The organism is Glycomyces sp. NPDC021274, assembly GCF_040641195.1.
GTDB lineage: Bacteria > Actinomycetota > Actinomycetes > Mycobacteriales > Micromonosporaceae > Glycomyces.
The window spans coordinates 352050-364966 of the sequence record NZ_JBFADC010000002.1; the positions used below are offsets into that span (position 1 = coordinate 352050).

A 12917-nucleotide genomic window follows, 5' to 3' on the forward strand; every position below is an offset into this window, starting at 1 on the left:
GATAGGCGGCAGCATGAGAGGCGGTAACCGATGGTGACGATGAGCGACGTGGCGCGGCTGGCCGGGGTGTCGAAGATGACGGTATCCAATGTGGTCAACAACCGGCCCGGGGTGAGCGACCCCGTGCGCCGGCGCGTGCTCGAAGCCGTCCAGCAGTCCGGTTACCGCCTCAACGTCAACGCCCGCACGCTCAAGGCCGGACGCACCGGGGTGATCGGCCTCGCGGTGCCCGGCGTCGACCAGCCGTACTTCGGCGTGCTCGGCGAGCATGTGATCGCCGCGGCCGCGGCCAAGGGCTTCCACGTGGCCATCGAGCAGACCGGGGCGGCCGCCGAGGGCGAGGCCGAGGCGATCTCGCAGTCGCACCGGCTGCAGTTCGACGGGCTCATCATCAGCGCCGTGATCCTCGACCCGCGCGAGCAGGCCCAGACGTGGTCCGACTTCCCGATCGTGATGCTCGGCGAGCGGGACTACGGGCAGACCATCGACCACGTGGGCATGAACAACGAGGCCGGGTCGCGCGCGGCCACCGAGCACCTCATCGAGCGCGGGTGCACCAGGATCGCCAACGTCACCGGATGGAGCCTCGAAGGCGTGCACGTGGGCTCGCGCCGCTACCACGGCTACACGGAGGCGTTGAAGGCCGCGGGGATCCCGGTGGATCCCGCGCTGGTGTGCCTGTCGGGCATGGGGCAGGAGACCGGCCGCCGGGCCGTGCACGACCTGCACGAGGCGGGGGTCGACTTCGACGGCGTCGTCGCGATCACCGACTCGGTCGCGATCGGCGTCATGCGCGGTCTGGCCGACCTCGGCATGCGCTGCCCCGAGGACGTGCGCGTCGTCGGCTTCGACGACATCTCCGTCTGCGAGTTCCTCACGCCGTCGCTGTCCACTGTGGCACCGGGCCACCGCTGGATGGCCGAGAAGGCGGTCGAGCTCATCGCCTCCCGCCTCGAGGACCCGACCCGGCCCCCCGAAGACCACACGGCCCCGTTCGAGCTGAAGATCCGCGAGTCCACCCGCTAGGTCGCTAAGGAACCGCGACGAGCTTCCCGAACTGGGCGCCGCCCTCCATGTGGCGGTGGGCTTCGGCGATGTCGTCGAGCGCGAACACCCGGTCGATCGTCGGCGTGAACGCGCCGTCCCGCAGGCCCGAGGCGATGAACGCGGCGGCCGTGCGCAGCCGCTCGGCGTTCCGGGTGGTCTCGTGCACGAGGAACGTGCGCATGTTCAGCGCGGGCATCCCGAGGTCGAAGCCGGGGAACGGCGTCGGCTCGCCCGAGAGCGCGCCGTAGAGGAACAGGGTCCCGTCGGGGGCGATCGCCTTCGCGAGCGCGGTGACGCCGGGGCCGGCGACGGCGTCGAAGGCGAACTCGGCGCCGCGCCCGCCGGTGCAGTCCAGGATCCGCGCGGCGACGTCCTCCTCGCCGGTGCAGATCACTTCGGCCGCACCGGCTTTCAGCAGTGCGTCCTTCTTGGACGGCGTGCGGGTGGTGGCGATCGGGACGGCGCCGAGGCGGTTCGCGATCTGGATCGCGGCGAGCCCCACGCTGCTGGAGGCCGCGGTGATCACCGCGGTGTCGCCGGGCCGGATGCCGCCGACCTGGGCGAGCGCGCCGTAGGCGGTGAGGTAGGGCATCCACACGGCCGCGCCCTGGACGGCGTCGACCGATCCGGGCCGGGCGAGGAGCGAGGCGACCGGGACGACGGCGCGCTCGGCGTACACCCCGTAGTCGTTCATCGAGAACGTCGGGATCACGCTGACGGCCTGGCCCGCACGGAAACCGGTGACCCCTTCGCCGAGCGACTCGATGACCCCGGCGGCCTCGGCGCCCAGCCGGGCCGGGAACGATCGCGCCTGCTCGATGTACACGCCGGTGCGGAACAGCGCCTCGGCCCGGTTCAGGCCGACGGCCTCGATCCGCACCAGCGCCTCACCCGGGCCGGGCTCGCCCACCGGGGCGTCCTCGACGCGGAGCACGTCCGGACCGCCGTACTCGTGGAAACGCACTGTCTTGGCCATCGCCGGCTCCCGCAAGGTTAGTACGATCGTGATCGAAGTTCGATGAGGATCATACTTCGATGAGGATCGTATGATGATGCAGGGAGGTCGCATGCGAGCAGCGAGCCGGGAGCAGGGTCGAACGCCGGCGCACCCGGAGATCGGCGACGTGCCGCTCCAGCAGGTGCTCGAAGCGCTCGTGGACCCGGTGCGGCGCGGCATCCTCCGCGAGCTCTACGACTCCGGCGAGGACCGCGCCTGCGGGACCTTCGACCTGACCGTGAGCAAGTCCACCGCGACCCACCACTTCAACGTGCTCCGCGAGGCCGGACTCATCACCCAGCGCTACGTCGGCACCTCGCGCATGAACACGCTGTGCCGCAAGGAGGTCGACGCGGCCTTCCCGGGTCTCCTCGACGCTGTGCTGGGACGCGGCGAGGCGTGACGGCCCCCGGCACCGGGCCCGCACCGCACCTCCCGGCGGTGCGGCGCCGCTCGGTCCGCTGAGGCGGGACAGACGAACGGCCCCGGCGCTCTCGCGCCGGGGCCGCCTCACCGATCAGATCAGGTGAGCGAGCCGGTGACGTTGCCGCCGGATTCGGTCACGTAGTAGGTGACGGTCTTGCCGCTCCAGAAGTGGAACGTCAGCGTGACCTTCTGGCCGTCGTTGACCTCGTTCCAGAACGCCGTCGGCAGGCTGATCGTGCCGGCGGTGTAGTCGGGGCTGAACGCGCGGGCGAACTCCTTGTACGAGGTCCAGTTCTGCGGCCCGGCGGGCGTGCCGTCGGCGTACTTCGCCTCCATGGTCGCCAGCTGGTCGCCCTTGAACTGGGTCGGGATCGCGAACGAGGCCGAAGGCCCGCTCGCGGCCGACATCGTCGGCTGGTCGTAGGAGATGATGCTGATCCGCCACGGCGTCCCTTGCGAGAACACCGCGTGCAGATCGGCCTTGACCCCGTAGTTGCGGTCGCCGAGGAGGCTGGTGAGCCTGCTCGCCTTGATCGTGAGCGTGGTGCCCGAGATCGTGTAGTCGGTGCCCTGCACGAGATTCTGGGTGCCCAGGCGCAGGCCCTGGAACGTGGTCCCGTTCAGGTTCAGGGTCAGCGAGACGTCCGAGACGGTGCCCGACTTCGCCACGTACACCTGGTCCGAGGAGGCCGTGCCCGAACGGGTCGTCCAGCTCGCCTTCATCATGTTGTAGAGCTCGGCGTCGCGCCACTGGTAGGTGGCCCGGTTGAAGTGCTGGCCGTTGTCCCACAGCTGGAGCGTGAGCCCCTTCTGCTTCGCGTAGTAGCCCACGTACTCGAAGAACTTGAGCTTCTCGCCCTGCTCGACGGTGCCGGTGTGGGCGTCGAAGCCCAGAAGGCCCCACTCACCGACGATCACCGGGATGTCGTTCGCGACGAACTCGTTGTAGGCGCGGTTGAAGTACCCCTCGATGTCCGCCTGAACCTCGGCGTTGAACTTCGTGTAGCCCGCGATGTTCACACTGAAGGGCCAGAAGCCGTAGAAGTGCACGGTCGCGGCGATGTTCTCGTCGTCAAGGGAGGCGATCGTCGTGCTCAGCGCGTCGAGGTGGTCCTGGTCGGCGCTGGTGTGCAGGGTCGGCAGCACGAGCACGCGGGTGGCGTTGCCGCCGCCGGATCCGCGCACGATCTCGTGGAACTGCACGTTGAGGTCGTCCAGGAGGGCCTCGGCGGTCGCGTCGTCCACATTGTTGAACTGCGGCTCGTTGACGCTCTCGAACAGGACCTCCGGCGGCGCGTCGCGGAAGCGGGTCGCCAGCTCGGTCCAGATGGCCTCGTAGCGGGCCTCGACGACCGTGCGGTTGGTGTTCATGTCCGCCATCCAGATCCACGAGTCGTGGTGGATGTTGATGAGGACGTGCAGGTCCGCGTTGAGGGCGTAGCCGACGACCTCTTCGACGCGGTCGAGGTAGGCGTCCTCGACGGCGTACGGGGCGGTCTTCGACTGGTGGTTGTCCCAGGTGATGGGGATGCGGATGCTGTTGTAGCCCTGGGCGGCGATGTTGTCGACCAGCGCCTGGGTGACGCGCGGGTTGCCCCAGGCGGTCTCGTCGGCGCCGACGGAGTCGAGGGTGTTGCCGAGGTTCCAGCCGGGCTCCATGGCCGCGACGGTCTCCATGGCGGTCGCGCCGCCGGTGGGGGGCGGCGTGGTGGTGGGCGGGGTGCTGGGCTCGCCGATGGTGCCGGTGCAGACGGCGCCGTTGAGCTTGAACTCGCTCGGCACGCCGTTCGTGCCGGACCAGGAGCCGTTGAAGCCGAAGGAGGTCGAGCCGTCCTTGGGGATCGACCTGTTGTAGCCGAGGCTCTTGGCGGTGACCTGGTCGCCGGAGCTGGTGTGCGAGGCGTTCCAGATCTGGGTGATGCGCTGGCCGTTGGGGAAGGTCCAGGACAGGTCCCAGCCGTTGATCGCGTCGCCGAGGTTGGTGATCTTGACGTCGCCGGTGAAGCCTCCGCCCCACTGGCTGACGATTTTGTAGTCTACTTTGCACCCTTCAGCCGCATATGCGACCGAAGGGAGGAGGATGCCGAGTCCGGCCGCCATAGTGGCGACCGCCGTCATCACGAGGGCTATCCACCTGCGGGTTCGTCGCTTGACCCCTTGCATGGCACTCCTTTTGTCCACTATGACTGCCGGAACGGACGCGCGGCCGCGAGAGGCCATCGAACATCCTCGATACCAGATTAAGTTGGGACACACAACTTTGTCAATCGCTCCCAGGAGAGAGTTTCCGGCGGCCCCGCTCCGGACGGGCGGGGCATTGTCCGATTTGCACTCTTGACAGAGGAAAGCCTTTTCCTTACGCTCATGGCAACCGGTTGATCTATACATTTCGATATCTGGATCAACCGCCTGAGGCCCTCACACCCTCAGTGCGACAACGAAGTTGCGAAGGGAAGCAACATGTCTCGTCGAAGAAGCGTGCGCACCGCGCTCGTGGCCGGGTTCGCCGGCATCATCGCCACCGCGGCCACCCTGGTCGCCATGCAATCGGCCTCCGCCGCCCCCGTCCGGTACGAGGCCGAGACCTCGCCGGCCACATGCTCGGGCACCATCGACTCCAACAACGCCGGATTCTCCGGCAGCGGGTTCTGCAACACTCCGAACACGACGGGCGCGACGGCCCAGTTCACGGTGAACGCCGCCAGCGCGGGCACCGCCACCCTTGGCATCCGGTACGCCAACGGCACCACCGCCTCCCGGCCCGCGGACATCACCGTCAACGGCTCGGTCGCCCAGTCCGCCAGCGCATTCGGCGGCACGGGCTCGTGGACCACCTGGGCCACGAAGACCCTCACCGTGCCGGTCAACGCCGGCAGCAACACGATCCGCCTCACCGCGACGAGCGGCGACGGCCTGGCCAACATCGACTTCCTCGACTTCGAGGTCGGCGGCGGCACCGGGCCCACGACCCCGCCGCCCACCGGGAACGCGCTCTACGTGGCCCCGGGCGGCACCGACTCGGCCGCGGGCACGCAGGCGAACCCGACCACGCTGGCCTCGGCGCTGAGCCGGGTGAACGCGGGCGGCACCATCTACATGCGAGGGGGCACGTACAACTACTCCTCGACCGTGGTCATCGACCAGGACAGCGGTTCGTCGAGCGCCCGCACGACGCTCGCGGCGTACCCGGGCGAGCGGCCGGTGCTGAACTTCTCGGCGCAGTCCGAGGCGTCCGCGAACCGGGGCCTGGCGCTGTACGCGAACTTCTGGCACCTCAAGGGGCTCACGGTGGAGCGGGCTGGTGACAACGGCATCTTCGTGAGCGGCAGCAACAACATCCTGGAGCGCACGATCACGCGCTACAACCGCGACACGGGCCTGCAGCTCTCGCGGCAGACCTCGACGAGTCCGACCTCCTCGTGGCCGGCGAACAACCTGATCCTCAGCGCGGAGTCGCACGACAACGCGGACTCGGACGGCGAGGATGCGGACGGCTTCGCGGCGAAGCTGACCGTGGGCTCGGGGAACATCTTCCGGTACTCGGTGGCGCACAACAACATCGATGACGGCTGGGACCTGTACACGTACTCGGACTACGACCCGATCGGGGCCGTGCGGATCGAGGACTCGCTGGCGTACGAGAACGGCACGCTCTCCAACGGCGGCCAGGCCGGGGCGGGCGACCGCAACGGGTACAAGCTGGGCGGCGAGGACGTCCCGATCAACCACACCGTGGTGCGCAGCATCGCGTTCGACAACGGGAAGCACGGGTTCACGTACAACTCGAACCCGGGCGCGATGACGATCTCGAACAACCTGAGCATCGACAACGCCGAGCGGAACTTCAGCTTCGACGCGGGCTCGCACACGTTCCGCAACAACACGTCCTGCCGGTACTCCAGCGGCACGAACGACCGGATCGTGGGGAACTCGGACAGCTCGAACCAGTTCTGGTCGGGCGCCAACGGCTCGCGCTGCTCGAACTACTCGGGCGGGCTGGGCTGGTCCTTCGACTCGACCGGCAAGCTCGTGGTGACCTTGGGCGGCCGGGTGGTGACGCTCTGACCTGATACCGCACTCCAGGCGGCCCGTCCGGATTCCGGACGGGCCGCCTCGCTGCGTGTCGGTGCCGCGGTTCAGCCCTGCGCCTGCGCGGCGGCGCGCTGCTCCATCTCCTCGGGCAGGACGTCCTCGATGTGGCTGGAGACGTGCCACTTGTGGCCCCACGGGTCCTCGAAGGTGCCGGACCGGTCGCCGTAGAACTGGTCGACGACCTCGCTGAGCGACTTCGCGCCCGCGGCCAGCGCCGCGGCGAAGACCGCGTCGACGTCCTCGACGTACACGTGGAGCGACACGGGCGTCCCGCCGAAGTGCCCGGGGGCGTAGGCGTTCATCTCGGGGGCCTCGTCGGAGAGCATGATCATCGAGTCGCCGATCTCGAGTTCGGCGTGGCCGACGCCGCTGCCGTCGCGGCCGGCCATGCGGCCCCGCTCGCTCGCGCCGAGCACGGACTTGTAGAACTCGATGGCCTCGGCCGCGCCCTGGACGTGCAGGTACGGCGTCACTCGCGGGTACTCGTCGGGTACCGGTTTCACCTTTGACATGGCGTTCCTCCTTCGTCGCCCGGGCGCTGCGCGTCCCGGCTCGTAGTGATCGGCGGTGCTTCCAGACAACCACTGGGCGCGGCCGGGCGGCGCGGTTCCGCGCAGAAATCCGGCGCACGGCGAAGCGGCCCGTCCGGGACCGGACAGGCCGCATGCGCGCAGGGTCAGCGGATCGGGTTCCAGCCGTCGGTGCCCCGCAGGTAGTCGGCGGGTTCGTACTGCGAGGCGTCGGCATCGGACATCTGCGGGCGGTTGCCGTTGGCGCCCGCGCCGGGGCCGTCGTTCTCGTATTCGCTCAGGCGGGCGTCACGCCAGCTCAGGCCGGACATGTCGGTCCACGGGTCGTCGCGGATGTGGTCGCCGAGGTCGGATTCGCGGTAGAGGACCTGTCCGCGGGCGGTCGTGGAACCGCCTGCGGGCCAGGGCCGCCCGAGGTAGACCGAGTTCGACGGGGCGTTGCTGGTCAGGTCGCACCGGTAGAACAGCAGGCCGTACTGGTTGGTGATCTCGGTGCTCGCGGCGGTCACATAGCCGTTGTTGGAGGTCGAGCCGCGGTTGAGCGAGTGGATCTGGCAGTCGTCGAAGACGGCGGTGCCGCGTCCGAAGATGAAGTCGACGTCGCCCTCGACATAGCAGTTGTGGTAGTACTGCCGTGAGACCGTTGCGGCCGAAGGGGAGTCGGTCAGGAGCGTGTCCTGGTTGCCGAGGAAGCGCACGTTGTCGAAGACCATGCGGTCGCCCTGGACCTTGACGGCGACGGCCTGGCTGTTGCCGTTCGCGGCCTCGTTGTACGTGTTCGCGAAGGTGAGGTCCTCGGCGGTGAAGTTCGCGCCTTGGAGGAGCACGCTGGCGCTGCCGCTGGTCCCCCAGGTGCCTCCGGAGCCGTTGTCGCAGCTGGCGCATCGGTTGTCGTGGATGACGACGTCGGCGGCGTTGCCGGTGGCCCCGATCAGGGTGAGGCCGGTCTTGGAGGAGGGCACGGTGACGCTGCCCTTGTAGGTGCCGCGCTTGATGAGGATGGTCGAGCCGGAGGGCGCGGCGTTCACGGCGGCCTGCACGGTGGTGTGGGTGCCGGAGCCGTCGGCGGCGACCACGAAGTCGGCCTCCACCCCGCCGTCTGCGGGGATCAGTTCCCACTGCTGGTTCGCCGCGCCGGTGGGCGTGTACTGCGAGATGCGCGCGCCTTGGGCGGTCGAACGCCCCCAGACGTCGAGGGCCTTCCCTGAGGCGCGGTTGACGATCGTGGCGTAGCCGCCGCTCTCGGTGACCCGCCACTGCTGGTTGGTGGTGCCGCCGTCGCCCCACTGCTGCACGGTGGCGCCGTCGGCCTTGCTCGCGCCCGCCACGTCCAGGACCATGCCCGAGTGCCGCACCTGGATCTTGAAGTAGCCGCCGCCGGCGTCCACGAAGCGGAACTGCTGGTCCTGGGAGCCGTTGGCGGCCCATTGGACGAGCTCGGCGCCGCTGGCGGTGGAGGCGCCGCGGATGCCCATCACGAGCCCCGAGTGGCGGGACTCGAGCTGGTACCAGACGCCGGTTTCCACCGCCTGCGCGCCGGTCGTGACGAAGAAGGTCCCGGCTGCGGCGATGACGCCGCTCAGGACGGCGGCCAGCACGACCGCCAGTCGCCGCCCGCGGCGCGGGCGGCCTTCGGTATTCGTTGCCATGTCGACTCCATGGGAGGGCCGGACGCTGAGACATGCCGGGAGTTTCCTCAGCAATCCGGGCATTTATATTTGTCAATGCGATCATAGGGCAATCGCTTCCCAAAACCAAGCCCCGCGATCCGCCGCCCGGGACCGTCCGAAACCGACTCGCCGGGTTGCGGAGCCGGTGGCATGATCAGCGGGTGCTCCTGACGATCTCGACCACCTCCGCGACCGAGGCCCGGCCCGCGACCGACCTGGGCTGGCTCCTGCGCAAGAACCCCGCGAACGTGCAGGCGTTCGAGCAGTCCTTCGGCACCGCCTGGGTCTTCTACCCCGAGGCGACGGCGGCGCGCTGCACGGCCGCGCTCCTGCTGGAGGTCGACCCGGTCAGGCTGGCGAAGACCTACGGGCGCTCCGGTGACGCCTCGCTGCAGCAGTACGTCAACGACCGGCCCTACGCGGCCTCGTCGCTGATGGCCGTCGCGCTCGGCAAGGTGTTCTCGACCGCCCGCAGCGGCGTGAGCGAGTCCCGCCCCGAGCTCGCGGCGGCCCTGCTCCCGCTGGAGATCGAGCTGCCCGCCGTCCCCTGCAAGGGCGGCCCCGACCTCGTCGCAGCGCTCTTCGCGCCCCTGGGCTGGGACGTGCAGGCCGAGGCGGTGCCGCTGCCCGGCTTCGCCCACGACTCTCGCCACGTGCGGGTCCGCCTGCGCGGCGAAGCGCGGCTCTCCGACGCCTTGAGCCAGCTGTACGTGCTGCTGCCCGTGCTGGACGACGCCAAGCACTACTGGGTCGACATCGGCGAGGTCGACAAGCTCGTGCGCTCCGGCGGCGACTGGCTGGCGTCCCACCCCGAGCGCAACCTCATCACGCAGCGGTACCTCGCGCACCGGAGGTCCTATGAGCGCGCGGCGCTCACCAGGCTGGCGGAAGCCGAAGGCGCCGCGCCCGAACGCGAAACGCCCCTGGACGAGGAACCGGTGGAGGGCGACGCGTCACCGACGAACAGCGCGGGCGCTGAGCGCACGCAGCCGCTGCACCGCAGGCGCATCGCCGCCGTCCTGGACGCGGTTCGCCGGAGCGGCGCGACCTCGGTGATCGATCTCGGCTGCGGCTCGGGCAAGCTGCTCGCCCCGCTGCTCGAGGAGCGGCAGGTCACCCGCGTCACCGGTGTGGACGTCTCCTCGCGCGCGCTGGCGCAGGCCGAGCGCAACCTGCGACTCGACCGGATGCCCGAGCGCCTCGCGGCGAAGCTCGAACTCCGGCAGGGGTCGGTCGTGTACCGCGACAAGCGGTTCGGCGGCCACGACGCCGCCGTCCTCATGGAGGTCATCGAGCACCTCGACGCCGGCCGCCTGCCCGCGATGGAGCGGGTCGTCTTCGGCGAGGCCCGGCCGCGCACGGTCATCGTGACGACCCCGAACGCGGAGTACAACGCGCAGTACGGCCTCGACGACCACCAGATGCGCCACGCCGACCACCGGTTCGAATGGGACCGGCCGCACTTCAACGCCTGGGCCGAGGCGACCGCCGCGCAGTACGGCTACCGCGTGCGGATCGAAGGGGTCGGCGACGCCGATCCCGAAGCCGGAGCCCCGACCCAGATGGGAGTGTTCGACCGTGTCTGACAACGCGACCGAGTCGACGCGGATCAGCGTCCCCGAGCTCTCGCTCGTCCTCCTCATCGGCGTGTCCGGATCCGGCAAGTCCACCTTCGCGGCCCGGCACTTCAAGTCCACGCAGGTGGTCTCCTCCGACTACTGCCGGGGCCTGGTCGCCGACGACCAGTCCGACCAGACGGCGACCGCCGAAGCGTTCGACCTGCTCCACCACATCGTGGGCGTGCGGCTGCGCCGCGGCCTGCTCACGGTCGTGGACGCCACCAACGTGCAGCCGACGTCCCGCGCCTCGCTCGTCAAGCTCGCCAAGGAGCACCACGTCCTGATCGACGCGATCGTCCTCGACGTCGAGCCCGGCCTGGCCGCCGAGCGGAACGCCGCCCGGCCCGACCGCGACTTCGGCGAGGCCGTGATCCGCCGCCACCACCGCGACCTCAAGCGCAGCCTCAAGGGACTCAACAAGGAAGGGTTCCGGCGCGTCCACCGGCTCACCGGCGCCGAGCAGATCGAGCGCGCCCGCATCGAGTACGCCAAGTCCTGGAACGACAGGACCGACGAGACCGGCCCCTTCGACATCATCGGCGACGTGCACGGCTGCCGCGCCGAACTCGAGACGCTGCTCGGCGACCTGGGATGGACGATCGAGCGCGACGGCGAGGGCCGCGCGGTCGGCGCCGCGCACCCCGAGGGCCGCAAGGCCGTCTTCGTCGGCGACCTCGTCGACCGCGGCCCGGACACTCCGGGCGTGCTCCGCCTGGTCATGGGCATGGTCGCCGCCGGGAACGCGCTCAGCGTCTGCGGCAACCACGAGCAGAAGCTCGTGCGGGCCCTGGACGGACGCAAGGTCAAGATCGCGCACGGCCTCGCCGAGTCCCTCGAACAGCTCGGCGGGGAGGACGAGGCGTTCAACGCCCAGGCGAGGTCCTTCATGGACGGCCTGGTGAGCCACTACCGCCTCGACGGCGGCGACCTCGTCGTCGCCCACGCCGGGTTGAAGGAGGAGTACCACGGCCGCGCCTCGGGCAAGGTGCGGTCCTTCGCGCTGTACGGCGACACCACCGGCGAGTCCGACGAGTACGGCCTGCCCGTGCGCCTGCCGTGGGCCGAGGATTACCGCGGCAGGGCCATGGTGGTCTACGGCCACACGCCGACCGCCGAGCCCGAATGGGTCAACAACACCATCTGCCTCGACACCGGCTGCTGCTTCGGCGGTCGGCTCACGGCCCTGCGGTACCCCGAACGGGAGCTCGTCTCCGTTGCGGCGGAGCAGGAATGGTACGAGCCGGTGCGGCCGCTGCACGCCCCGACCGGCCGCGACGCGACCATGCTGGACTTCGAGGACGTCGCGGGCGACCGCTACCTGACCACCGGCCTCGTGGGCACCGTGAAGGTCCGCGCCGAGAACGCGGCCGCCGCACTGGAGGTCATGAGCCGGTTCGCCGAGGATCCGCGGCGCGTGCTGTACCTGCCGCCGACGATGGCCCCCGTCGGCGCGTCCACACTGGACGGCTACCTGGAGCACCCGGCGCAGGCCTTCGACCAGTACCGGGGCAAGGCCGAACGCGTGGTGTGCCAGGAGAAGCACATGGGCTCGCGGGCCGTGGTCCTGGTGTGCCGCGACCCCGAGACGGCCCGCAAGCGGTTCGGGCTGGAGTCCGGTCCGGCCGGCGCGGTGCTCACCCGCACCGGCCGGGCGTTCTTCGCCGAGGACGAGCTGACCGACAGGCTGCTCGACCGCGTCGCCGCGGCCGCCGAAAGCGCGGGCCTGTGGGAGCGACTGGAAACCGACTGGATGCTGCTCGACTGCGAGCTGCTCCCCTGGTCGGCCAAGGCGCGCGAGCTCATCGAGGACCAGTTCGCGTCCGTCGCGGCCGCCGGCACGGCCGCGCTCCCCGCCGCCGTCGCAACGCTGGAAGCCGCGGCGGCCCGGGGGCTCGACGTCGCCGACCTCGCCGCGCGCACCGCCTCCCGGCTGGCCAACATCGAGGCGTTCGCCGCCGCGTACCAGCGGTACTGCTGGCCCACGGAAGGCCTTGAGGGCGTGCGGCTCGCGCCGTTCCAGATCCTCGCCACCGCAGGCGCGAACCGGGCCGACCACCGCCACGACCGGCACCTCGACATGATCGACGCGCTCGTGGCCGCCGATGCGACCGGGACGCTGCTCGAGACGCGCCGCCGCTGGGTCGCGCTCGGCACCGCCGAGGAGGCCGAGGCGACCGAGTGGTGGCACGAGCTGTGCGCGGCCGGCGGTGAGGGCATGGTCGTCAAGCCGGTCCTCGACACCCGGCTCAAACTCCAGCCGGGGCTCAAGGTCCGCGGCCGGGAGTACCTGCGGCTCATCTACGGCGCCGACTACACCGACCCGCAGCACCTCGAGCGGCTGCGCGGGCGCCGCCTGGGGCACAAGCGGTCGCAGGCGCTCCGCGAGTACGCGCTGGGCCTCGAGGCGCTGGACCTGGTCGCGCACGACGCGCCGCTGTGGCGGGTGCACCAGTTCGTGTTCGCCGTCCTGGCCTTGGAGTCCGAGCCCGTCGACCCGAGGCTGTGACGACGGGCCCGGCTCTCCGGCCGGGCCCGC

The 12917-nt window shown here is 70.2% G+C and carries 9 protein-coding genes; 5 read left to right on the forward strand and 4 right to left on the reverse strand.

The window, feature by feature from the left end; translation table 11 throughout:
• Positions 1 to 30: 30 nt before the first annotated feature.
• Positions 31 to 1026 carry a LacI family DNA-binding transcriptional regulator gene (locus AB0I03_RS05560; RefSeq protein ID WP_360406894.1) on the forward strand — a complete coding sequence of 332 codons (996 nt, stop codon included), beginning with the start codon at positions 31 to 33 and terminating at the stop codon, positions 1024 to 1026.
• Positions 1027 to 1030: 4 nt separating this feature from the next.
• Here the strand turns inward: AB0I03_RS05560 and AB0I03_RS05565 are convergent, their stop codons facing one another.
• Positions 1031 to 2023, reverse strand: coding sequence for a zinc-dependent alcohol dehydrogenase family protein (locus AB0I03_RS05565; RefSeq protein WP_360406897.1), 993 nt, complete (start codon positions 2021 to 2023; stop codon positions 1031 to 1033).
• Between the two features lie 91 nt (positions 2024 to 2114).
• Here AB0I03_RS05565 and AB0I03_RS05570 point away from each other — a divergent pair, with 91 nt between their 5' ends.
• Positions 2115 to 2447 (forward strand): helix-turn-helix transcriptional regulator, encoded by a 333-nt coding sequence (locus tag AB0I03_RS05570; protein ID WP_360406900.1) that lies wholly within the window; start codon positions 2115 to 2117, stop codon positions 2445 to 2447.
• A 119-nt stretch (positions 2448 to 2566) separates the two neighbouring features.
• Here the strand turns inward: AB0I03_RS05570 and AB0I03_RS05575 are convergent, their stop codons facing one another.
• A complete protein-coding gene (locus tag AB0I03_RS05575) occupies positions 2567 to 4633 on the reverse strand; it encodes a cellulase family glycosylhydrolase (RefSeq protein WP_360406903.1) in 2067 nt (688 codons plus the stop codon).
• 297 nt (positions 4634 to 4930) lie between these two features.
• Between AB0I03_RS05575 and AB0I03_RS05580 the strand changes: the two genes are divergently transcribed.
• Positions 4931 to 6535, forward strand: coding sequence for a carbohydrate-binding protein (locus AB0I03_RS05580; RefSeq protein WP_360406906.1), 1605 nt, complete (start codon positions 4931 to 4933; stop codon positions 6533 to 6535).
• Positions 6536 to 6606: 71 nt separating this feature from the next.
• On the opposite strand, the gene AB0I03_RS05585 is transcribed toward AB0I03_RS05580, so the two are convergent.
• Both AB0I03_RS05585 and AB0I03_RS05590 read right to left on the reverse strand, forming a co-directional pair.
• Positions 6607 to 7074, reverse strand: a complete 468-nt coding sequence (locus AB0I03_RS05585) for a VOC family protein (RefSeq protein ID WP_360406909.1) — start codon at positions 7072 to 7074, stop codon at positions 6607 to 6609.
• A 164-nt stretch (positions 7075 to 7238) separates the two neighbouring features.
• The gene (locus AB0I03_RS05590; RefSeq protein WP_360406911.1) at positions 7239 to 8741 is read right to left on the reverse strand and encodes a pectinesterase family protein; all 1503 of its coding nucleotides are present in this window, start codon (positions 8739 to 8741) and stop codon (positions 7239 to 7241) included.
• 182 nt (positions 8742 to 8923) lie between these two features.
• On the opposite strand from AB0I03_RS05590, the gene AB0I03_RS05595 reads away from it, so the two are divergent.
• The gene (locus tag AB0I03_RS05595; protein WP_360406914.1) at positions 8924 to 10348 is read left to right on the forward strand and encodes a 3' terminal RNA ribose 2'-O-methyltransferase Hen1; all 1425 of its coding nucleotides are present in this window, start codon (positions 8924 to 8926) and stop codon (positions 10346 to 10348) included.
• Positions 10341 to 12887, forward strand: coding sequence for a polynucleotide kinase-phosphatase (locus tag AB0I03_RS05600; protein ID WP_360406916.1), 2547 nt, complete (start codon positions 10341 to 10343; stop codon positions 12885 to 12887). The genes AB0I03_RS05595 and AB0I03_RS05600 overlap by 8 nt, the downstream gene beginning before the upstream one ends.
• Positions 12888 to 12917: the final 30 nt, after the last annotated feature.